This window comes from Streptomyces sp. URMC 124 (assembly GCF_051386455.1).
Lineage (GTDB): Bacteria > Actinomycetota > Actinomycetes > Streptomycetales > Streptomycetaceae > Streptomyces.
Genome location: NZ_JBPQTS010000069.1, coordinates 15,336 through 36,539, shown reverse-complemented (window position 1 = coordinate 36,539; position 21,204 = coordinate 15,336). Strand labels below are relative to the sequence as shown.

The 21,204-nt window shown below is 71.3% G+C and carries 20 protein-coding genes; all 20 read left to right on the top strand.

Going from position 1 to position 21,204, the window contains the following annotated elements:
- Nucleotides 1-46: 46 nt before the first annotated feature.
- Nucleotides 47-586 carry a response regulator gene (locus ACSNOG_RS16615; RefSeq protein ID WP_436753409.1) on the top strand — a complete coding sequence of 180 codons (540 nt, stop codon included), beginning with the start codon at nt 47-49 and terminating at the stop codon, nt 584-586.
- Between the two features lie 67 nt (nt 587-653).
- Nucleotides 654-1,493 carry an ArgS-related anticodon-binding protein NrtL gene (gene nrtL / locus ACSNOG_RS16610; protein ID WP_436753407.1) on the top strand — a complete coding sequence of 280 codons (840 nt, stop codon included), beginning with the start codon at nt 654-656 and terminating at the stop codon, nt 1,491-1,493.
- Nucleotides 1,494-1,507: 14 nt separating this feature from the next.
- Nucleotides 1,508-2,899 carry a diaminopimelate decarboxylase gene (lysA, locus tag ACSNOG_RS16605; protein WP_436753406.1) on the top strand — a complete coding sequence of 464 codons (1,392 nt, stop codon included), beginning with the start codon at nt 1,508-1,510 and terminating at the stop codon, nt 2,897-2,899.
- A 196-nt stretch (nt 2,900-3,095) separates the two neighbouring features.
- The gene (locus tag ACSNOG_RS16600; protein WP_436753405.1) at nt 3,096-4,388 is read left to right on the top strand and encodes a homoserine dehydrogenase; all 1,293 of its coding nucleotides are present in this window, start codon (nt 3,096-3,098) and stop codon (nt 4,386-4,388) included.
- Between the two features lie 8 nt (nt 4,389-4,396).
- Complete coding sequence (gene thrC, locus ACSNOG_RS16595) at nt 4,397-5,485, top strand: threonine synthase (protein WP_436753404.1); 1,089 nt, start codon at nt 4,397-4,399, stop codon at nt 5,483-5,485.
- Between the two features lie 288 nt (nt 5,486-5,773).
- The gene (thrB, locus tag ACSNOG_RS16590; protein WP_436753403.1) at nt 5,774-6,688 is read left to right on the top strand and encodes a homoserine kinase; all 915 of its coding nucleotides are present in this window, start codon (nt 5,774-5,776) and stop codon (nt 6,686-6,688) included.
- Nucleotides 6,689-7,113: 425 nt separating this feature from the next.
- Nucleotides 7,114-9,207, top strand: coding sequence for a transcription termination factor Rho (gene rho / locus ACSNOG_RS16585; RefSeq protein WP_436753402.1), 2,094 nt, complete (start codon nt 7,114-7,116; stop codon nt 9,205-9,207).
- 378 nt (nt 9,208-9,585) lie between these two features.
- Nucleotides 9,586-10,704, top strand: a complete 1,119-nt coding sequence (locus ACSNOG_RS16580) for an LCP family protein (protein WP_436753401.1) — start codon at nt 9,586-9,588, stop codon at nt 10,702-10,704.
- Nucleotides 10,705-10,903: 199 nt separating this feature from the next.
- The gene (rpmE, locus tag ACSNOG_RS16575; RefSeq protein ID WP_106679164.1) at nt 10,904-11,125 is read left to right on the top strand and encodes a 50S ribosomal protein L31; all 222 of its coding nucleotides are present in this window, start codon (nt 10,904-10,906) and stop codon (nt 11,123-11,125) included.
- A gap of 133 nt (nt 11,126-11,258) precedes the next feature.
- On the top strand, nt 11,259-12,338 hold the full coding sequence (gene prfA, locus ACSNOG_RS16570; RefSeq protein WP_436753400.1) for a peptide chain release factor 1: 1,080 nt from the start codon (nt 11,259-11,261) through the stop codon (nt 12,336-12,338).
- A 96-nt stretch (nt 12,339-12,434) separates the two neighbouring features.
- Complete coding sequence (gene prmC / locus ACSNOG_RS16565) at nt 12,435-13,280, top strand: peptide chain release factor N(5)-glutamine methyltransferase (protein WP_058046286.1); 846 nt, start codon at nt 12,435-12,437, stop codon at nt 13,278-13,280.
- Nucleotides 13,281-13,332: 52 nt separating this feature from the next.
- A complete protein-coding gene (locus tag ACSNOG_RS16560; protein ID WP_058046287.1) occupies nt 13,333-13,980 on the top strand; it encodes an L-threonylcarbamoyladenylate synthase in 648 nt (215 codons plus the stop codon).
- The gene (locus ACSNOG_RS16555) at nt 13,977-14,636 is read left to right on the top strand and encodes a protein-tyrosine-phosphatase (RefSeq protein ID WP_436753399.1); all 660 of its coding nucleotides are present in this window, start codon (nt 13,977-13,979) and stop codon (nt 14,634-14,636) included. Before ACSNOG_RS16560 ends, ACSNOG_RS16555 begins: the two co-directional genes overlap by 4 nt.
- A gap of 94 nt (nt 14,637-14,730) precedes the next feature.
- On the top strand, nt 14,731-16,005 hold the full coding sequence (glyA, locus tag ACSNOG_RS16550; RefSeq protein WP_436753398.1) for a serine hydroxymethyltransferase: 1,275 nt from the start codon (nt 14,731-14,733) through the stop codon (nt 16,003-16,005).
- 99 nt (nt 16,006-16,104) lie between these two features.
- A complete protein-coding gene (locus ACSNOG_RS16545) occupies nt 16,105-17,517 on the top strand; it encodes an MraY family glycosyltransferase (protein ID WP_436753408.1) in 1,413 nt (470 codons plus the stop codon).
- Nucleotides 17,518-17,825: 308 nt separating this feature from the next.
- On the top strand, nt 17,826-18,263 hold the full coding sequence (locus ACSNOG_RS16540) for a hypothetical protein (protein ID WP_436753397.1): 438 nt from the start codon (nt 17,826-17,828) through the stop codon (nt 18,261-18,263).
- A gap of 258 nt (nt 18,264-18,521) precedes the next feature.
- Nucleotides 18,522-19,331: a F0F1 ATP synthase subunit A gene (gene atpB, locus ACSNOG_RS16535; RefSeq protein WP_063278443.1), complete on the top strand. Its 810-nt coding sequence runs from the start codon at nt 18,522-18,524 to the stop codon at nt 19,329-19,331.
- Between the two features lie 76 nt (nt 19,332-19,407).
- Complete coding sequence (gene atpE, locus ACSNOG_RS16530) at nt 19,408-19,659, top strand: ATP synthase F0 subunit C (protein WP_030367998.1); 252 nt, start codon at nt 19,408-19,410, stop codon at nt 19,657-19,659.
- A 41-nt stretch (nt 19,660-19,700) separates the two neighbouring features.
- Nucleotides 19,701-20,270, top strand: coding sequence for a F0F1 ATP synthase subunit B (locus tag ACSNOG_RS16525; RefSeq protein WP_179082673.1), 570 nt, complete (start codon nt 19,701-19,703; stop codon nt 20,268-20,270).
- Nucleotides 20,267-21,082, top strand: coding sequence for a F0F1 ATP synthase subunit delta (locus tag ACSNOG_RS16520; protein WP_436753396.1), 816 nt, complete (start codon nt 20,267-20,269; stop codon nt 21,080-21,082). Before ACSNOG_RS16525 ends, ACSNOG_RS16520 begins: the two co-directional genes overlap by 4 nt.
- The last annotated feature ends 122 nt before the right edge of the window (nt 21,083-21,204 follow it).

Here is a 21,204-nt window from a genome sequence, read left to right as displayed (position 1 = left end):
GGGGAGTGCGGGGCGGTCGGGGAAAGCTCGCCCGCACGGGGTGGAAGTGGGGAAAACCCGGACGCAGCGCGGGGGGCGCGCTTACTCTCGGGGTGTGCCTGGCTTGTCCGGCCGGGTCCTTGTCGTCGACGACAACAAGGTCATCCGGCAGCTGATCAGGGTCAACCTCGAGCTCGAAGGCTTCGAGGTCGTGACCGCGGCCGATGGTGCCGAGTGTCTGGAGATCGTGCACCGCGTGCGTCCTGATGTGGTGACGCTGGATGTCGTCATGCCCCGGCTCGACGGGCTGAACACGGCCGCCCGGCTCCGCGCCGACGCCCGTACGCACGACATACCGATCGCGATCATCAGCGCCTGCACCCAGCTGGAGCTGGAGGGCGGCCGTTCCGCCGGGGTCGACGCCTTTCTGGCGAAGCCGTTCGAGCCGGTGGAGATGGTCCGGCTCGTCCGCCGGCTCATGCGGCACCGCAAGGGGGAGCGGGGCGACGGGGTGTCGGAGGCCTCGGCCCCCGGGGATGCAGGGGCCGCCGCCGTGCGGGGGATTCAGTCCGTTTGCGGAGTGGAGGCATTCGGGGGGCTTGAGTAGTCGCCCTCGTCTCGCTCGGCGAAACCCATTCGCCCTCGCCCCACCCCTCTCCCCTAGGCTTGGCCTCGTGACCCCGGCCGATCTCTCCCGCACCGTGCTGCACGCCGTGCGCTGCGCCGTCGAGGCCGACGAGCTGCCCGCCGCCGCGCCCACGCGGGTCACCGTGCGGGTCCCGCCCCGTCCCGGGTGCGGGGACTACGCCACCAACGTCGCCCTGCGCGTGGCCCAGGACACCGGGCGGCCCGCCCGTGAGGTCGCCGAGGTGCTTCGCAAGCGGCTGGCCGCCGAGCCGGGGGTCGCCCGGGTGGAGATCGCCGGGCCCGGGTTCCTCAACATCACCCTTGAGGGGACTTCCTATACGGAGCTCGTGCGGGGCCTGCTGGCTGCGGCTCCGGCCGCGCCGCCGCTTTCCCTCCCCGACCCCGAGCCCGCCCTCCTCGCCCGCCTCGGTTCCGACGCCGCCCGCTGGAGTCTCCTGTGGCCCGCCGGGTTCGACCGTGACGAGCTGCTCGTGCAGCGCGACAGCAACCCCCTCTTCCGCGTGCGCTACGCCCACGCCCGTACGCGGGGGCTGCTGCGCAACGCCCGGGACCTCGGCTTCGGCGCCGAGCCGGCGCCCACCGGCACCGGCGCAGGCACCGGCACCGACGCCGCCACGCCCCTCCTCGCCGCCCTCGCCGACCACTCCCGCATCACCGCCGCCCGCGACCCCGAGCGCCTCGCCCGGCACCTCGACCGGGTCGCCGGCGCCTTCCTGACGTGGCAGACGAGCTGTGCCGTCCTGCCGCGCGGTGACGAGAAACCCTCGGCCGTCCACCGCGCCCGCCTGGCCCTCGCCGAGGCCACGGGCAACGTGCTGGCCGACGGCCTCCACCAGCTCGGCATCACCGCACCCGCACACCTCTGAGGGGATCAGAGACCATGAGCCGTTCCGCCCACCCCGCCGGGCCCCGCTACGCCGACGTCCTTCCCGAGGGTCACTACACCGCGCCGCCGGCCGACCTCAACGCCCTCGAACCGAAGGTGTGGTCCCGCACGGTCGACCGCGACGAGCACGGGGTCGTCACCGTCGGCGGCATCCCCGTCACCCGCCTCGCCGAGGAGTTCGGCACCCCCGCGTACTTCCTCGACGAGAGCGACTTCCGGGCCCGGTGCCGCGCCTGGCGCGACGCCTTCGGCACCGACGCGGACGTGTTCTACGCCGGGAAGGCGTTCCTGTCCCGCGCCGTCGTGCGCTGGCTCCACGAGGAAGGGCTCAACCTCGACGTCTGCTCCGCCGGCGAGCTCGCCACCGCGCTGGACGCCGGCATGCCCGCCGAGCGCCTGGCCCTGCACGGCAACAACAAGTCGACCGAGGAGATCACCCGCGCCGTCGAGGCCGGTGTCGGGCGGATCGTCCTCGACTCCTTCCAGGAGATCGTGCGCGTCGCGCACATCGCCGAGCGGCTGGGCAAGCGCCAGCGCGTCCAGATCCGGGTCACCGTCGGCGTCGAGGCCCACACCCACGAGTTCATCGCCACCGCCCACGAGGACCAGAAGTTCGGGCTCGCGCTGGCCGGCGGCCAGGCCGCCGAGGCGGTGCGCCGGGCGCTGAAGCTCGACGGGCTGGAACTCGTCGGCATCCACTCCCACATCGGTTCGCAGATCTTCGACACGTCCGGCTTCGAGGTCGCCGCCCACCGCGTCGTCGGGCTGCTCAAGGAGATCCGCGACGAGCACGGCGTCGAGCTGCCCGAGATCGACCTCGGCGGCGGCCTCGGCATCGCCTACACCGCCGACGACGACCCGCGCGAACCGCAGGAGATCGCGACGGCCCTGCGCGAGATCGTCACGCGCGAGTGCGCGGCCGCAGGTCTGGCCGTCCCGCGGATCTCCGTGGAGCCCGGCCGCGCCATCGTCGGCCCGACCGCCTTCACGCTCTACGAGGTGGGCACGGTCAAGGAGCTGCCGGGCCTGCGCACGTACGTGAGCGTCGACGGCGGCATGTCGGACAACATCCGCACCGCCCTGTACGACGCCGACTACACCGTCGCGCTGGTGTCCCGGACGTCCACCGCCGCGCCGATGCTCTCGCGCGTGGTCGGCAAGCACTGCGAGTCCGGCGACATCGTGGTCCGGGACGCCTTCCTCCCCGCCGACCTGGCCCCGGGCGACCTGCTCGCGGTGCCGGCCACCGGTGCCTACTGCCGCTCGATGGCCAGCAACTACAACCACGCCCTGCGCCCGCCGGTCGTGGCGGTGGCCGACGGCGCCGCCCGTGTGATCGTCCGGCGCGAGACCGAAGAAGACCTTCTTCGTCTCGACGTCGGCTGACGGAAACACAAGTCCGGAAGCATGAGTCCGGAAGCATGAGTCCGGACGTATGAGTCCGGAAGCATGAGTCCGGACGTATGAGTCCGGAAACATAAGTCTCGGATACTGGACGGGGGGCGGAATCCCCCGTCCAGTGAGTGAGACTGGTGCACAACCCAAGATGTATAAGGCTGTATCGATGAGAAGCAGGGGTCGGATGATGCGTACGCGTCCGCTGAAGGTGGCGCTGCTGGGCTGTGGAGTCGTCGGCTCTGAGGTGACGCGCATCATGACGACGCACGCCGACGACCTCGCGGCCCGCATCGGTGCGCCCGTCGAGCTCGCCGGCATCGCCGTCCGCCGGCCCGACCGGGTCCGCGCGGGAGTGCCCCAGGAGCTCATCACCACCGATGCCACCGCGCTGGTCAAGCGCGGCGACATCGACGTGGTCATCGAGGTCATCGGCGGCATCGAGCCGGCCCGCTCCCTGATCACCACGGCCTTCGAGCACGGCGCGAGCGTCGTCTCCGCCAACAAGGCGCTGCTCGCCCAGGACGGCGCCGCGCTGCACGCCGCCGCCGAGAAGCAGGGCGCCGACCTCTACTACGAGGCCGCCGTCGCCGGTGCCATCCCGCTGGTCCGGCCGCTGCGCGAGTCCCTCGCGGGCGACAAGATCAACCGGGTGCTCGGCATCGTCAACGGCACGACCAACTTCATCCTCGACAAGATGGACTCCAGCGGCGCCGGTTACTCCGAGGCGCTGGACGAGGCCACCGCCCTGGGCTACGCCGAGGCCGACCCGACCGCCGACGTCGAGGGCTTCGACGCCGCGGCGAAGGCCGCGATCCTCGCCGGAATCGCCTTCCACACCCGTGTGCGCCTCGACGACGTCTACCGCGAGGGCATGACGGAGGTCACCGCCGCGGACTTCGCTTCCGCAAAACAGATGGGCTGCACCATCAAGCTGCTGGCCATCTGCGAGCGCGCCGCCGACGGGCAGTCGGTCACCGCCCGCGTGCACCCGGCGATGATCCCGCTCAGCCACCCGCTGGCCTCGGTGCGCGAGGCGTACAACGCCGTCTTCGTCGAGGCCGAGGCCGCCGGCCGGCTGATGTTCTACGGTCCCGGCGCCGGTGGCTCGCCCACCGCCTCGGCCGTCCTCGGCGACCTCGTCGCCGTCTGCCGCAACAAGCTCGCCGAGTCCACCGGCCCCGGCGAGTCCGCCTATACGCGGCTCCCCGTGAGCCCCATGGGCGAGGTGGTCACGCGCTACCACATCAGCCTCGACGTGGCCGACAAGCCGGGCGTCCTCGCCCAGGTCGCCACCGTCTTCGCCGCGCACGGGGTGTCGATCGACACCGTCCGCCAGACGGGCAAGGACGGCGAGGCCTCCCTCGTCGTGGTCACCCACCGCGCCGCCGACGCCGCCCTCACGGCGACGGTCGAGGCGCTGCGCAAGCTGGATACGGTCCGCGGTGTCGCGAGCATCATGCGGGTTGAAGGGGAGTAACGAAAGCAATGTCCGACAACAACGGCCGTCCGGCCTCCCGTACCCACCAGTGGCGCGGCATCATCGAGGAGTACCGCGACCGCCTCCCGGTCACCGCGGACACCCCGGTGGTCACCCTCCGCGAGGGCGGCACGCCGCTCGTCCCCGCGCAGGTGCTCTCCGAGCGCACGGGCTGTGAGGTCCACCTCAAGGTCGAGGGCGCGAACCCCACCGGCTCCTTCAAGGACCGGGGCATGACCATGGCCATCACCCGGGCGAAGGAAGAGGGTGCGAAGGCCGTCATCTGCGCCTCCACCGGCAACACCTCCGCCTCGGCCGCCGCCTACGCCGTGCGCGCCGGCATGGTCTGCGCCGTGCTCGTCCCCCAGGGCAAGATCGCGCTGGGCAAGATGGGCCAGGCCCTGGTCCACGGCGCCCGCATCCTGCAGGTCGACGGCAACTTCGACGACTGCCTCACCCTGGCCCGCGGCCTGTCCGAGCAGTACCCCGTGGCGCTGGTCAACTCGGTCAACCCCGTGCGCATCGAGGGCCAGAAGACCGCCGCGTTCGAAATCGTCGACGCCCTCGGCGACGCGCCCGACATCCACGTCCTCCCCGTCGGCAACGCCGGCAACATCACCGCCTACTGGCGCGGCTACCGGGAGTACGCGGGCGACGGGATCGCCTCCCGCACCCCCCGCATGTGGGGCTTCCAGGCCTCCGGTTCGGCGCCGATCGTGCGCGGCGAGCCGGTCAAGGACCCGCACACCATCGCCACCGCCATCCGCATCGGCAACCCCGCCTCGTGGCAGTTCGCCGAGCAGGCGCGCGACGAATCGGGCGGGCTCATCGACGAGGTGACCGACCGCCAGATCCTCGCCGCGTACCGCCTGTTGGCCTCGCAGGAGGGCGTCTTCGTCGAGCCCGCCTCCGCCGCGAGCGTGGCCGGTCTCCTCAAGGCCGCCGAACTCGGCCTGGTCGACCCCGGGCAGCGCATCGTCTGTACGGTCACCGGAAACGGGCTCAAGGACCCGGACTGGGCCGTGGCGGGCGCGCCCCAGCCGATCACCGTCCCCGTGGACGCCGCGGTCGCCGCGCAGCGGCTCGGCCTGGCGTAAACCGGCGCCGTTGCGGGGCTTCGAGCCCCGGACCCCGGCACGAACAGCCGCAGTGGCCGGACGGAACGCCTTCCGTCCGCCCCACCGGCGGAGCCCCGCAAGCCCGCCGCAGGCGACACGCATCGTGCGCCTCCCGTGCGCCCTATGTCGCCGCAGAACCTTCCTTCGATAGGCTGTACTCACTCCGCCCCGTCGCAGACCGTGCCGTGCCACCCACGGCATCGCCGTCGCGGCCCTTGCGGACGTTGCACGCCCCACCAAGGCCAGACCAAGGAGAGTCATCGAGCGATGGCCGGTCCCGCGTTCCGCGCCGCCGCTGTCCGCGTGCGCACCCCTGCCACCAGCGCAAACCTCGGCCCCGGCTTCGACGCCCTGGGCCTCGCGCTGGGGCTCTACGACGACGTCGTGGTCCGGGTGGCCGAATCCGGGCTGCACATCGACATCGCCGGGGAGGGCGCCGACTCCCTCCCGCGCGACGAGAGCCACCTCCTCGTACGGGCCCTGCGCACGGCCTTCGACCTGCTCGGCGGCCAGCCGCGCGGCCTGGAGGTCGTCTGCGCCAACCGCATCCCGCACGGGCGGGGCCTGGGCTCCTCCTCGGCCGCCATCTGCGCGGGGATAGTCGCGGCCCGCGCCGTGACCATAGGCGGGGCCGAGAAGCTCGACGACGCGGCGCTGCTCGAGCTGGCCACCGAGATCGAGGGACACCCCGACAACGTCGCCGCGTGCCTGATGGGCGGTTTCACCCTGGCGTGGATGGACGCCGGAGTGGCGCGGGCCATTCGGATGGACCCTGCGGATTCCATCGTTCCGGTGGTCTTCGTGCCGTCCCGTCCGGTGCTCACGGAGACCGCCCGCGGGCTGCTGCCGCGCAGCGTCCCCCATGTGGACGCGGCGGCCAACGCCGGCCGGGCCGCCCTGCTGGTCGAGGCGCTGACCAGGCGCCCCGAGCTGCTGCTGGCGGCCACCGAGGACCGGCTCCACCAGGAGTACCGCGCCCCGGCGATGCCGGAGAGCGTGGCCCTGGTCAACCGACTGCGCGCGGACGGCGTCCCCGCGGTCATCTCCGGCGCGGGACCCACGGTCCTCGCGCTGGTCGAGAGCGGTGCGGCCGACAAGGTCGCACGACTGGCGGGCGAGGGGTGGGCGGCCAACCGGCTGGCTCTCGACGCCGGGGGGACGAGCGTGCTGCCGCTCGCCTGACAGCGGAAATCCGGGCGAAACCCGGCCCCGCGAAAAATAGCGGTTGCCGGTCTTGGAGAGGGGGAATGTTTGTGGGATCCGGTAGTGTTAACCTCAAGTCTGCACTCGACGCCACATCGGCTCGGTGCTCTGTGTCCCGATCAGGGACCGCTTTTCTTCCGGGAGCCTCCCAAACTGCCTGAGCAGCCTGCCTGAGCAGCTTCGAGCACGCTCCGGAATCGGCGTGGGTGACATGAGTGAAGCCGATACTCCATGTCTTCACCTCATTCTTCACGCCGGACCAATGAACTGATTCTTCCGCCGTACCAGCCGTACCGGCGGACCACCGCCCCGGCCCGGTCCGCAAACCGCCAGACCGTAGCCGGACAGCACAACCGGTCGCCGAGCCAGACAGGCCGACGCCCGCTCCAGGGAAGGACCCCTTCGTGAGCGACACCACCGATCTGATGGGCGTGAACGCCGGCGCCACCGGCAATGCCTCCGCGCCCGCCACGGACGCTCCCGCCGCGCCTGCCACCGGTGCTGCCACCGCCCCCAAGCGGCGCCGCTCGGGCACGGGCCTCGACGCCATGGTCCTGGCCGAGCTCCAGCAGCTCGCCTCCAGCCTCGGCATCAAGGGCACCGCGCGGATGCGTAAAGGCCAGCTGATCGAGGTCATCAAGGAGAGGCAGGCCGGCGGTTCCGCCGCGCCCGCCAAGGCCGAGGCCGCCGCGCCCACCGCGGACGCCGAGACCAAGCCCAAGCGCCGCGCCACCTCCAAGGCCCGTACGGGTGAGGCGGCCGAGAAGGCCGAGGCCAAGCCCGCCGAGAAGGCTGCCCCGCAGCAGATCGAGATCCCGGGCCAGCCCTCCCCCAAGCTCTCGGCTCCGCTCGAGCAGGGAGGCGCCTCCACCGACGAGCAGCCGGCCACCGAGCGCCGCCGCCGCCGGGCCACCGCGCCCGCCGGCAGCCCCGACGGCGCCGAGGCCAAGGCCGAGACCCGCGTCGAGGAGCGCGTCGAGGCCAAGGCCGAGACCGCGCTGGACACCGCCGAGGGCAAGGCCGCCAAGGGCGACCGCCAGGACCGCGCCGAGCGCGGCCAGAAGGGCGACCGCCGGGAGCGCGGCGACCGCGGCGAGCGGGGCGAGCGCGGTCAGCGCGACCGCCGCGAGCGCGGCAACCGCGGCGATGACGCCCAGCAGGGCGCCGGCCGCCAGCAGCGCGACGGCCGTGGCGCGCCCCAGGGTGCCCAGGGCGGCGGCCAGGGCGGCCAGGGCGGCCCGCAGGACGAGGACGACTTCGAGGGTGGCCGCCGCGGCCGCCGCGGCCGCTACCGCGACCGCCGTGGCCGTCGTGGCCGCGACGACTTCGGCAACGAGCCGCAGGTCTCCGAGGACGACGTCCTGATCCCCGTCGCGGGCATCCTGGACATCCTCGACAACTACGCCTTCATCCGCACCTCCGGTTACCTGCCGGGCCCGAACGACGTCTACGTCTCCCTCGCCCAGGTCCGCAAGAACGGCCTGCGCAAGGGTGACCACGTCACCGGTGCGGTGCGGCAGCCGAAGGACGGCGAGCGCCGCGAGAAGTTCAACGCCCTCGTCCGCCTCGACTCGGTGAACGGCATGGCGCCCGAAACCGGCCGCGGCCGCCCCGAGTTCAACAAGCTCACCCCGCTCTACCCGCAGGACCGCCTGCGGTTGGAGACGGACCCGGGCGTTCTGACGACCCGGATCATCGATCTGGTCGCCCCCATCGGCAAGGGCCAGCGCGGTCTGATCGTGGCCCCGCCGAAGACCGGTAAGACCATGATCATGCAGGCGATCGCCAACGCGATCACCACCAACAACCCCGAGTGCCACCTGATGGTCGTCCTGGTCGACGAGCGTCCGGAAGAGGTCACCGACATGCAGCGGTCGGTCAAGGGCGAGGTCATCTCCTCGACCTTCGACCGCCCGGCCGAGGACCACACCACCGTCGCCGAGCTGGCCATCGAGCGCGCCAAGCGCCTCGTGGAGCTGGGTCACGACGTGGTCGTCCTGCTGGACTCGATCACCCGTCTGGGCCGCGCCTACAACCTGGCCGCCCCGGCCTCGGGCCGCATCCTGTCCGGTGGTGTCGACTCGACCGCGCTCTACCCGCCGAAGAAGTTCTTCGGTGCCGCGCGCAACATCGAGGACGGCGGCTCGCTGACCATCCTGGCCACCGCGCTGGTCGAGACCGGCTCGCGCATGGACGAGGTGATCTTCGAGGAGTTCAAGGGCACCGGCAACATGGAGCTCAAGCTCGACCGGAAGCTCGCCGACAAGCGCATCTTCCCCGCCGTCGACGTGGACCCCTCGGGTACGCGCAAGGAGGAGATCCTCCTGGGCGGCGAGGAGCTGGCGATCGTCTGGAAGCTGCGCCGGGTGCTGCACGCGCTCGACTCGCAGCAGGCCATCGAGCTGCTCCTCGACAAGATGAAGCAGACGAAGTCGAACGCCGAGTTCCTGATGCAGATCGCGAAGACCACGCCCTCCTCGGGCAACGGCAACGACTGATCCGCATCCCGCGGCTCGACGAGGCCCTTCGCCTCGGTGAGGCCCCCCGCCACCTCGGTGGCGGGGGGCCTTCGCCGTTCCTCCCGCGCCCCGGCCGGCCACCCTCCCCGGCCCGCCTTTATCGTGATCTTTCCGTGACATTCTGAGATCTGCGCCACAGCCGCGCGGCCCCGAGGTGGCCGGAATCCTTGCCTCGCATTCGGCCGAAATCGCAGGTGGCGAGGGGTAGTAGTGATCGCCGGCCGCTCCGTGCCGGGGGGCGTTTCTAAGACAGTCCTCAGAAAACGCTGTGCAACCCTGTCGCAGACTTCCCCGTCAATCAGCGCAGGGGGGACGAGCCGGGGCGAGTCCCGGAGACCGTGGAGGACTGAGGAGCGCATGGCCGAGGAGAGCAGGGGCGCGGCAGCGGGTTCGCACCGTCGCCGTGCCGGCGGGAGCCGTGGCCGGCGCCGCAAGGCCCGTCCGCGCCGCAAGGGCTGGCGAATAGCCGCCTGGACCGCCGCCGGCGTGGTCCTCGTGGGCGGGGCCGGGGCGGGGTTCCTCTACTACAAGTTCAACGGGAACCTCAGCAGCGTCGACATCAACGCGGCCCTGGGCAAGAACCGGCCGGAGAACGTCGACAACGGCTCGCAGGACATCCTCGTCCTCGGCTCGGACTCCCGGGCCGGCGACAACGGCAAGTACGGCCGGGACGAGGGCAGCTCCCGCTCCGACACGGCGATGATCGTCCATGTCTACGCGGGTCACAAGAAGGCCAGCGTCGTCTCGATCCCGCGCGACACCATCGTCGCCCGCCCCGAGTGCAGGACGCCCGACGGGAAGACGAGCCCGGCGGTCAAGCGCGGGCAGTTCAACGAGGCGTACTCCATCGGCGGTGCGGTGTGCGCGGTCAAGACCGTCGAGGCCATGACGCAGATCCGCATGGACCACTACCTCGAGGTCGACTTCGCCGGCTTCCAGAAGCTCATCGACAAGCTGGGCGGCGTGGAGGTCACCACCACCAAGGCGATCAACGACAAGTCGAGCCACCTCAAGCTCGACGCCGGCACCCACAAGCTGAACGGCGAGCAGTCCCTCGGCCTCGTCCGCACCCGCAAGGCCGTCGGCGACGGCAGTGACCTCGGCCGGATCAAGCTCCAGCAGGCCTTCATCAAGGCGCTGCTGGACCAGGTCAAGCAGGTCGGCCTGTTCACCAGCCCCACCAAGCTCTACGGGATCGCCGACACCGCCACCAAGGCGCTCACCACCGACCGCGAGCTGGCCTCGGTCGACAAGCTGTACTCGTTCGCGAACGGCCTCAAGGGCATCGGGTCGAGCGACATGCACATGGTGACGCTGCCGGTGGGCGACGACCCCGCCGACCACAACCGGGTGATCCCGCTGACGGAGGCGAGCGAGCAGATCTGGACCGCGCTCCGCGCCGACCGGCCCATCCCGGAGTCGGCCCTCAAGGACGGCGCGGGCACCAAGACGGGCGCCGACGACGTCGTCAAGTGATCCCCGGCCGGCGGACGACACCCCGCCGGCCGGCCGCCGGACCCCCGCTGACCAGCGCCGGACCCCTTGGGAATAACGGGTCGCGACCTCCCGTTTTGGGGGATGCGGCCAGTACTGGCAAACTGGTCCGTCGGCCCCGGTTCACGTAAGGCAATCCCGCCTCTACGACCCGGAGCCCTCCCGAACCTAGGAGAACCCCTTGAAGCGCGACATCCACCCGGAGTACGTCGAGACGCAGGTCAGCTGCACCTGTGGCGCCTCGTTCACCACCCGTAGCACCGTCGCCGACGGCACCATCCGCGCCGACGTCTGCTCCGAGTGCCACCCGTTCTACACGGGCAAGCAGAAGATCCTCGACACCGGTGGCCGCGTGGCGCGGTTCGAGGCCCGCTTCGGCAAGGCCGCCGCTGCCAAGAAGTAGCGACCCGCAGGCGCCGGTCCTCGGTCGCCCTCCGCGTGCGAGGGCGACCGGACCGGCGCTTTGTCGTCCAGCAGGCCCGAGAGCAGGCCGTCACTTCAGCAGGCCCGTCACTTCCAGCAGCTAGGGAAACCCCATGTTCGAGGCAGTCGAGGAACTGATCGGCGAGCACGCCGACCTCGAGAAGCGGCTCGCCGACCCCGCCGTGCACGCGGACCAGGCCAACGCCCGCAAGCTCAACAAGCGCTACGCCGAGCTGACGCCGATCGTCGGGACCTACCGCTCCTGGAAGCAGGCCGGGGACGACATCGAGACCGCTCGCGAGTTCGCCGCCGACGACCCGGACTTCGCCGCCGAGGTCAAGGAGCTGGAGAAGCAGCGCGAGGAGCTCACCGAGAAGCTCCGCCTGCTCCTCGTCCCGCGCGACCCCAGCGACGACAAGGACGTCATCCTCGAGATCAAGGCGGGTGCGGGCGGCGACGAGTCCGCCCTGTTCGCCGGCGACCTGCTGCGGATGTACCTGCGCTACGCCGAGCGCGTGGGCTGGAAGACCGAGATCATCGACACCACCGAGTCCGAGCTGGGCGGCTACAAGGACGTCCAGGTCGCGGTGAAGACCAAGGGCGGCAACGGCGCCACCGAGCCCGGCCAGGGCGTGTGGGCCCGGCTGAAGTACGAGGGCGGCGTCCACCGCGTCCAGCGCGTGCCGGCCACCGAGTCCCAGGGCCGCATCCACACCTCCGCCGCCGGCGTGCTCGTCACGCCCGAGGCCGAGGAGGTCGACGTCGAGATCAACATGAACGACCTGCGCATCGACGTCTACCGCTCCTCCGGCCCCGGCGGCCAGTCGGTCAACACCACCGACTCCGCGGTCCGCATCACCCACCTGCCGACCGGCGTCGTCGCCTCCTGCCAGAACGAGAAGAGCCAGCTCCAGAACAAGGAGCAGGCCCTGCGCATCCTGCGCTCCCGGCTGCTCGCCGCGGCCCAGGAGAAGGCCGAGGCCGAGGCCGCCGACGCCCGCCGCAGCCAGGTGCGCACCGTCGACCGCTCCGAGAAGATCCGGACGTACAACTTCCCGGAAAACCGCATCTCGGACCACCGCGTCGGCTTCAAGGCGTACAACTTGGACCAGGTGCTCGACGGCGACCTGGACCCCGTGATCCAGGCGTGCGTGGACGCCGACTCCGCCGCGAAGCTCGCCGCCGCGGGCTGAGCGCAGACCGCAAGCCCGTCCGCGACCGCCGGCCGGCCCTCCCGCAGGGCCGCCCGGCGACCGGGGACGACAGATCGAAGACGCGAGAGGACCACTGTGAATCTGCTGCTCGCCGAAGTGGCGCAAGCCACTCAGCGGCTGGCCGACGCCGGCGTACCTTCTCCGCGCTTCGACGCGGAGGAGCTCGCCGCCTTCGTGCACGGCGTCAAGCGGGGTGAGCTGCACCAGGTCGCCGACGCCGACTTCGACGCCCGCTACTGGGAGGCCGTCGCCCGCCGCGAGGCCCGGGAGCCGCTCCAGCACATCACCGGCCGCGCCTTCTTCCGCTACCTGGAGCTCCAGGTCGGCCCCGGCGTCTTCGTGCCCCGCCCCGAGACCGAGTCGGTCGTCGGCTGGGCCATAGACGCCGTACGGGCCATGGACGTCGTCGAGCCCCTGATCGTCGACCTGTGCACCGGCTCCGGCGCCATCGCCCTCGCCCTCGCCCAGGAGGTGCCGCGCTCGCGCGTGCACGCCGTCGAGCTGGACGAGACCGCCCTCGGCTGGGCCCGCAAGAACGTCGAGGGCTCCCGCGTGACCCTCCACCACGGCGACGCCCTCACCGCGCTGCCCGAGCTCGACGGCCAGGTCGACCTCGTCGTCAGCAACCCGCCGTACATCCCGCTCACCGAATGGGAGTACGTCGCCCCCGAGGCCCGCGACCACGACCCGCAGCTCGCCCTCTTCTCCGGCGAGGACGGCCTCGACACCATCCGCGGCATCGAGCGCACCGCCCACCGGCTGCTGCGCCCGGGCGGCGTCGTCGTCATCGAGCACGCCGACACCCAGGGCGGCCAGGTCCCGTGGATCTTCACCGAGGAGCGCGGCTGGGCCGACGCCGCCGACCACCCCGACCTGAACAACCGCCCCCGCTTCGCCACCGCGCGGAAGGCCATGCCGTGACGACGGCACCCCCGACATCTACCCTGTTCGCCCCGTACGAGGAGGTCCGTTAATGGCACGGCGATACGACTGCAGCGACGCGACCGACCGCAAGACCGGCCTGCGCGAGGCCGTCGCCGCGGTGCGCCGCGGTGAGCTGGTCGTGCTGCCCACCGACACCGTCTACGGCATCGGTGCGGACGCCTTCAGCCGCGAGGCCGTCGGCGATCTCCTGCAGGCCAAGGGCCGCGGCCGCGGCATGCCCTCGCCCGTCCTCGTCGGCTCCCCGAACACCCTGCACGGCCTCGTCACGGACTTCTCCGAGCAGGCCTGGGAGCTCGTCGACGCCTTCTGGCCCGGCGCGCTCACCCTCGTCGCCAACCACCAGCCGTCCCTGACCTGGGACCTCGGCGAGACCCGCGGCACCGTCGCCGTCCGGATGCCGCTGCACCCGGTCGCCATCGAGCTGCTCACCGAGTTCGGCCCGATGGCCGTCTCCAGCGCCAACCTCACGGGCCACCCGGCGCCGCAGGACTGCGACGCCGCCCAGGAGATGCTCGGCGACTCCGTCTCCGTCTACCTCGACGGCGGCCCCACCCCCGCCGACGTGCCGTCCTCCATCGTGGACGTCACCGGCAAGGTGCCCGTGCTGCTGCGCGCCGGTGCGATCAGCGCCGAGCAGCTGCGCGAGGTGGTACCCGACCTCGAGGTGGCGAATTGATCGCCCCGCAGGGGCGTGGCATAGCGGGACCGGACACGGCGGCCAAGGCCGACACCTTCCGCATCCTCCACGTCAGCACCGGCAACGTCTGCCGCTCGCCCATCACCGAGCGGCTGACCCGCCATGCCCTCACCGACCGGCTCGGCGACCCCTTCGCGGGCGGCCTGGTGGTGGAGAGCGCCGGCACCTGGGGCCACGAGGGGGCGCCGATGGAGGCGCACGCCGCCACGGTCCTCGCCGACCTCGGCGCCGACCCCGACGGGTTCACCGGCCGCGAGCTGCTGGACGAGCACGTCATCCGCGCCGACCTCGTCCTGACCGCCACCCGCGACCACCGCGCCCAGGTCATCTCCATGGGCCATTCGGCCGGGCTGCGCACCTTCACGCTCAAGGAGTTCACCCGGCTGGTGCGGGCCATAGACCCCGCGACCCTCCCGGACCCCGAGCGGGCCGGCGGCGTGGTCGAGCGGGCCCGCGCCCTGGTGCAGGCCGCCGCCGCCCTGCGCGGCTGGCTGCTCGCCCCGAACGCGGAGGCCGACGAGGTCCACGACCCCTACGGCGCCCCGATCACCTTCTTCCGCTCCATCGGCGACGAGATCAACCAGGCCCTCGACCCGGTCCTCACCGCACTCACCGGGCGCGCCGCCCGGCCCTGACCGCCTGCGCCGGCGCGGGCGCGGGCCTACATTGGGTGGCACGCACCGCATCTTCCGATGCCCCGTGCACCATCCGAGGTCCGGAGCGCGCGCCATGCCGGTCACCGCAGCAGCACCCCACACCCACTGGAGTCCCGACTTCGACGCGCTGCGCCGTCAGGACCCGGAGCTGGCGGGCCTGGTGCTCGCCGAGCTCGAGCGGCAGTCCACGGGCCTCCAGCTGATCGCCGCCGAGAACTTCACCTCGCCCGCCGTCCTCGCGGCCCTCGGCTCCCCGCTGGCCAACAAGTACGCCGAGGGCTATCCCGGCGCCCGCCACCACGGCGGCTGCGAGCTGGTCGACCTCGCCGAGCGCACCGCGGCCGACCGCGCCAGGGCCCTCTTCGGCGCCGAGCACGCCAACGTCCAGCCCCACTCCGGCTCGGCCGCGGTGCTCGCCGCCTACGCCGCCCTGCTGCGCCCGGGCGACAAGGTGCTCGCCATGGGCCTGCGGTACGGCGGGCACCTCACGCACGGCTCGCCCGCGAACTTCTCCGGCCGCTGGTTCGACTTCACCGGCTACGGCGTGCGCCGCGACACCGGCCTGATCGACTACGACGAGGTGCGGGCGCTGGCCCGCGAGCACCGGCCCAGGGCGATCGTCTGCGGCTCGATCTCGTACCCGCGCCACCCGGACTACGCGGCCTTCCGCGAGATCGCCGACGAGGCGGGCGCCCACCTGATCGTGGACGCCGCCCACCCCATCGGCCTGGTCGCCGGGGGAGCGGCGCCCAACCCCGTGCCGTACGCCGACGTGGTGTGCGCGACCACCCACAAGGTGCTCCGCGGCCCGCGCGGCGGCATGATCCTGTGCCGCGCGGAGCTCGCGGGCCGGATCGACCGCGCGGTCTTCCCGTTCACCCAGGGCGGCGCGCAGATGCACACCGTCGCGGCGAAGGCGGTGGCCTTCGGGGAGGCGGCGACGCCGGCCTTCACCGCGTACGCCCATCAGGTGGTGGCCAACGCCCGCGCCCTTGCCGCCGCGCTGGCCGCTGAGGGCCTCTCTGTGACCACGGGCGGGACGGATACGCATCTCATCACCACCGACGTCTCCGGGCTCGCCCTGGAGGCCGCCACGGCCCGCGGCAGGCTCGCCGCCGCCGGTATCGTCCTGGACCTGTGCGGGCTGCCGCACGGGACGGCGCACGGCCTGCGGCTGGGCACCGCGGCCGTCACGACGCAGGGCATGCGCGAACCGGAGATGGCCCGGATCGGCGCGCTGATCGGGGCGGCGCTGCGGGGCGCGGGGCTGGACGGGGGCCTGCGCGGGGAGGTCGCCCGGCTCGCGGGGAGCTTCCCGCTCTACGCTCCTTATCCCGCGCACATCTGACGGCTGCAACCATCGCGGGTGGCCGTACGTCTACAGCTGTATTCACGGATCGGGGGCGGACGCGAATATGGTGTGGGGCTGTGATGTCCAGCGCGACCTCTGGGGCAGCCCGTGCGTGAATACCTGCTGACGCTGTGCGTCACCGCGGCAGTCACCTATCTGCTGACGGGACCGGTGCGGAAGTTCGCGATCGTGGCCGGCGCGATGCCGGAGATCCGCGCGCGCGACGTGCACCGGGAACCGACGCCGCGGCTCGGCGGTATCGCGATGTTCGGCGGCCTGTGCGCGGGCCTGCTGGTGGCGGCCCACCTGTCGAACCTGGGCAAGGTCTTCGAGCTGCACAGCGAGCCGCGGGCGCTGCTGTCGGGCGCCGGGCTGATCTGGATCCTCGGCGTGCTGGACGACAAGTGGGGCGTGGACGCCCTGGTCAAGCTGGGCGGCCAGATGATCGCCGCCGGTGTGATGGTGCTCCAGGGCCTGACGATCCTGTGGATCCCGGTGCCCGGCGTGGGCACGGTGGGGCTCACGCCCATGCAGGGCACGCTGCTGACGGTCGCCCTCGTGGTCATCACCATCAACGCGGTCAATTTCGTCGACGGCCTGGACGGCCTGGCCTCCGGAATGGTGTGCATCGCCGCCGCCGCGTTCTTCCTCTACGCGTACCGCCTGTGGTTCGGCCACAACGTGGAGGCGGCCGCGCCCGCGACGCTGTTCGCCGCGATCCTGATGGGCATGTGCCTGGGATTCCTCCCGCACAATATGCACCCTGCACGTATCTTTATGGGCGATTCGGGCTCGATGCTCATCGGGCTGGTGCTCGCCGCGGGCGCCATCTCCATCACCGGTCAGGTCGACCCCGATGTCCTGAACGCATTCACGGGCGGCTCGGAGCGCGCGATCGTGCACGCCACGGTGCCGGTCTACATCCCGCTGCTGCTGCCGCTGACGGTGATCGCGGTGCCCGTGGCGGACCTGCTGCTCGCCATCGTGCGGCGCACCTGGAACGGGCAGTCGCCGTTCGCCGCCGACCGCGGCCATCTGCACCACCGGCTGCTGGAAATCGGCCACTCGCACAGCCGTGCGGTATTGATCATGTATTTCTGGTCGGGGCTCATCGCCTTCGGCACGGTCGCCTATTCCGTGCACTCGGCGAGCACCTGGATCCTGCTGCTGATCGTCGCGCTGAGCGCGGCCGGACTCGTCCTCCTGCTGCTGCCGCGCTTCAAGCCGCGCGCGCCCCGCTGGGCCGAGGCGTTCGTGCCGCCGCGCTACCGCCGCCGCAAGGTGACCGCGGCGGAGCCCGCGGCGGCCGGTGCGCAGCCGGGCGCGGAGGCCGTGCCGGGCGCCGCCGAGGCCATGGAGACGGGGGAGCCGGGAGAGCCGGGAGAGGCTGCGGAGGCGGGGGAGGCGGGCGAGCAGCGCGAGCCCGTGCCCGCCGGGGTGCACGGGGCGACGGCCATCGGCGACCGCTCGCGCTTCGCGCACGCCCGCCGGATCAGCAGCAACCGCTGACGCCATCCGGAGGCATCCATTCCGGGCTGCCGAGAGGCATCCGGGCGAAAATGCAAGTCGTTGTCTCTATCAGAGATCTTGGGTCGCGTCAGCGCTATGACCAGCGACGTGACCCTTGCGTGTGACGTCGGGCACACGATGTAGGTAAAGACCTCATCAAATAGTTTGTGATACCGTTCACGAAACCCGGTGCTGGAGCCGAAGGACCGTAGTGCGGCGGTCCTCCGCCGCAAGCCGCGAGCATTTCCGGGGATACGCTCGTCCACGACGAATCGTTGCTTCCGACCTCATCGCCGGAGAAACCCTTCATGCAGTCCAACGACGCCCGAACACTCCTGCAGTGCGCCGTCCCGACCGCCGTGGCCGGCATCGTCGCCGCTGCCGTGAGCGGTGTGCTCGCCGGCGGCAAGGGTGCGATCGGCGCCGTCGTCGGCACCCTCGTGGCGGGCGGCGTGATGGCCCTGGGCCTGTTCGTTCTCCAGCGCACGGCGAAGTCCTTCCCGCACCTGTTCCAGGCCATGGGTCTGGTGCTCTACGTGACGCAGTTCCTGATCTCCGCGGTCGTTCTCGCGGTCTTCCGGGACACGTCGCTGTTCAACACCCGGGCGTTCGCCTTCGCGCTGCTCGGCGCGGTCCTCGTGTGGACTGCCGCGCAGACCCGGGCGTATCTGAAGGCCAAGATCCTTTATGTCGATCCGGAATCCGTTGAGGCGAAGAAGTCCGCGCCCGCCGGGTCTCCGACGTGACCGGTAGGGCCGCGATAAAGGTGCCGACGCTCACCTGCTATCGTCCGGTGCCATCTGAGGCACAGTGGGCGCAGGCAGCTGAACACCCGAGTTTCCCGGGACGGAATCGGCAGTCCATGCAGCTGATGCCCGCGACCGGCCCCGCGCCGATCACCCGCCCCCCCATCCGCAAGACCAGTCCAGTGCCGTTCCGCGGCTGTGCGCCGCGCCGACACAACGAGGTTGCCGTACCTATGCGCCACGCTGAAGGAGCTCGCGGTGAGTGCTGACCAGATGCTCGCCTTCGAGACCGATTGCCACATCTTCGATGGGTGCGGCTTCCCAGCCCCGGGCCTCCACTCGTTCCTGTTCGAGCCGCTCTTCACCGTCGGCGGCATCGAGTTCAACAAGCCCATGCTGCTGGCCGTGCTGACCACGGTCATCGTCATCGGCTTCTTCTGGGCGGCCTTCGGCCGGGCCAAGGTGGTCCCCGGCAAGCTGCAGATGGTCGGTGAGGCGGGCTACGACTTCGTGCGCCGCGGCATCGTCTACGACTCGCTCGGCAAGAAGGAGGGCGAGAAGTACGTCCCCTTCATGGTCTCGCTGTTCTTCTTCGTCTGGATCATGAACCTCTGGTCGATCATTCCGGTCGCCCAGTTCCCGGTGACGTCGATCATTGCCTTCCCGGCGGCGCTCGCCCTGATCGTCTACGTCCTGTGGATGTACCTGACGTTCAAGAAGCACGGTTTCGTCGGCGGCCTGAAGAACATCGTCGGCTACGACAAGTCGCTCGGCCCGATCCTCCCGCTCGCCGTGGTCCTCGAGTTCTTCTCGAACGTGATCATCCGGCCCTTCACCCACGCGGTGCGGCTCTTCGCCAACATGTTCGCCGGTCACCTGCTGATCCTGATGTTCACCATCGCCAGCTGGTACCTGCTGAACGGGATCGGCATCGCCTACGCCGGCGTCTCCTTCGTGATGACCATCGTGATGACGGCCTTCGAGCTCTTCATCCAGGCCGTCCAGGCGTACGTCTTCGTGCTGCTGGCCACCAACTACGTCCAGGGCGCGCTCGCAGAGCACCACTGAGCACCCCCGCTCCCCAGACCAACAGTCGTCCGGTGGCCAACCCCCACCGGTCCGTGAAAGAGAAGGAAGAACGAGCATGTCTGCTGCTCTCCAGACCATCGCCGCTGGTGTCGAGATCAAGGGCAACCTCGGCTCGATCGGCTACGGCCTCGCCGCGATCGGCCCCGGCGTCGGCGTCGGCATCGTCTTCGGTAACGGCACCCAGGCCCTGGCCCGCCAGCCCGAGGCCGCCGGCCTGATCCGCGCCAACCAGATCCTCGGCTTCGCCTTCTGTGAGGCGCTCGCCCTGATCGGTCTGGTCATGCCGTTCGTCTACCCGTCCTCCTGATCACCGTCTGACGACCACTGTTTTCGACGGAAGGCATTGATGTGAATCCCCTGGCAGTCCTGGCGAGTGAGGGGGAGCTGGAAAGCCCGCTCCTGCCCCCGCTCCCAGAGCTCGTCATCGGCCTGATCGCCTTCGCCATCGTCTTCATCTTCCTCGGCAAGAAGCTCCTCCCGAAGATCAACTCGACTCTGGACGAGCGCCGCGAGGCCATCGAAGGCGGCATGGAGAAGGCCGAGGCCGCCCAGGCCGAGGCGCAGCAGGTGCTCGAGGACTACCGGGCCCAGCTCGCCGACGCCCGCCATGAGGCCGCCCGCATGCGCCAGGAGGCGCAGGAGCAGGGTGCGTCGATGATCGCAGAGATGCGGTCCGAGGGTGAGCGTCAGCGCGAGGAGATCATCGCTGCCGGCCACGCCCAGATCGAGGCCGACCGCAAGGCCGCTTCGGCCTCGCTCCGCCAGGACGTGGGCAAGCTCGCCGGCGACCTGGCCGGCCGGATCGTCGGCGAGTCCCTCGCGGACGCGGCCCGGCAGAGCCGGACCATCGACCGCTTCCTCGACGACCTCGAGGCCAAGGCGGCGGCCGGTGCGACGAAGGCAGAGGCGAACCGATGAGTGGAGCGAGCCGGGAGGCGCAGGCCTCCGCACGTGAGCGCCTCGACGCGCTGGCGGACAACACGTCCGTGGACGCGGCGAAGCTCGCCGACGACCTCGCCGCGGTCACCGCGCTGCTGGACCGCGAGGTCTCGCTGCGCCGGGTGCTGACCGACCCCGCCCAGCCGGGCGAGGCCAAGTCCCAGCTGGCCGGGCGTCTGCTCGGCGGCCAGGTGGGCGGCGAGTGCGCCGACCTGGTCTCCGGGATGGTCCGTTCCCGCTGGTCGCGCTCGCGCGACCTGGTGGACGCGATCGAGGAGCTGGCCTCCGGCGCCGAGTTCATCGCCGCCGACCGCGCCGGTGTCCTGGACGACGTCGAGGACGAGCTGTTCCGCTTCGGCCGCATCGTCGCCTCCAGCTCCGAGCTGCGGGCCGCGCTGACGGACAAGGTCGCGAACCGCTCGGCCAAGGCCGCTCTGGTGAGCGAGCTGCTGGGGGGCCGGGCCAATCCGGTCACCGAGCGTCTCGTTGTCCGTCTTGTGGCACAGCCGCGGGGCCGTAGCCTGGAGGCGGGGCTCAACGCCCTCTCCAAGCTGGCCGCGGACCGCCGGGACCGCGTGGTCGCAGTGGTCACGTCCGCGGTGCCGATGAGCGACGCCCAGAAGCAGCGCCTCGGCGACGCGCTCGCCAAGCTGTACGGGCGCCGTGTCCACCTCAACCTGGACATCGACCCCGAGCTCATCGGCGGTGTGCAGGTGCGGATCGGCGACGAGGTCATCAACGGCAGCATCGCGGACCGTCTCGCCGAGGCGGACCGGCGGATGGCCGGCTGACAGCCACCAACTCAAGAGCATGACTGACGGCCCGAGTTGGGCCGACGGTGTCCTCCGGGGGCCCGCAGCACCGCTGCGGAACCCAGCCTCCGGAGAAGAAATACTTCGGGCCCAACAAGGAG